Origin of the sequence: Nocardiopsis lucentensis DSM 44048 (genome assembly GCF_000341125.1) — a bacterium.
Lineage (GTDB): Bacteria > Actinomycetota > Actinomycetes > Streptosporangiales > Streptosporangiaceae > Nocardiopsis > Nocardiopsis lucentensis.
Genome location: NZ_ANBC01000179.1, coordinates 1 through 1,073, shown reverse-complemented (window position 1 = coordinate 1,073; position 1,073 = coordinate 1). Strand labels below are relative to the sequence as shown.

The window sequence follows — 1,073 nt, the reverse complement described above, 5'->3', positions numbered from 1 at the left end:
TGACACCGATCACTGACCCGGACGAACGTTTCCGGCCACAGCACTAGTCGTGCACGCCGATCGAGTCGATGGACGCCAGCAGCTGCTCACGCAGGGCGTCGTTGACCGGCGCGGACCCGGTCTCGTCCGACACGTTCTGCTGTCCCTCGGGGCTGACCACGTAGCGCAGGAAGGCCTGGAGCCGCTCGACCGTGGCCGCGTCGTCGTACTCGCCGCACACGACCTCGTAGCTGACCAGCACCATCGGGTAGCTGCCCGGAGCGGTCGTGCCGTAGTCCAGGTCCAGGGCCAGGTCGTACTCGTTGACGTTGTCCTCGCGGCGCGGGGACTCGGCCACCACCTGGGCCGCGGCCTCCGGGGAGATCTCCACGAACTCGCCGCCCACACCGAGGTTCACCGTGGACATCTCGTGCACGTGCGACATCTCCACGTACCCGATCGCGCCGTTGGCGCGCTTGACCGTGTCGGCGATACCGCTGTTGCCCTGCGCGGACTCACGCGGGTGGATCGGCCACTGCCCGTCGGCCTCGTGCGGCCAGGCGTCCGGGGCGGCCGCCGACAGGTACCGGGTGAAGTTCTCCGTGGTCCCGGAGTCGTCGGACCGGTTGACCGGCGTGATCGTCAGGTCCGGCAGGTCCGCGTCGGGGTTGGTCTCGGCGATCTCCGGGTCGTCCCAGCGGGTGATCTCCTGGTTGAAGATCTTCGCCAGCGTGTCCGGGCGCAGGTTCAGGGAGTCCACACCGTCCAGGTTGAACACCACGGCGATGGCCACCACGTAGGCGGGCAGGTTGATGGTGTCCGAGCCGTGGCACCGCTCGACCGCGTCGGCGTTCTCCTCCGGGCTCATCGCCGCGTCGGTCCCGGCGAAGTCCACGGCGCCGTCGATGAACTGGCTGCGACCGCCACCGGACCCGATCGAGTCGTAGTAGACGCGGGCGCCCTCACACGCCGTCTGGTACCCCGCGATCCACGTGGTCATCGCGTTCTCCTGGGCGCTGGAGCCCGCACCGGACAGGCTTCCGGAGAAGCACTCGATGTTCTCGGGGGTCGCGATCTGGAGCCCGCCGGGAACC

General features: G+C 69.1%; 1 protein-coding gene. It reads right to left on the bottom strand.

All coding sequences use genetic code 11. The annotated features are described in order from the left end of the window. Positions 1-43 precede the first annotated feature (43 nt). The coding region (pstS, locus tag D471_RS0105900; RefSeq protein WP_017597771.1) for a phosphate ABC transporter substrate-binding protein PstS at positions 44-1,073 on the bottom strand (1,030 nt) is incomplete at its 5' end.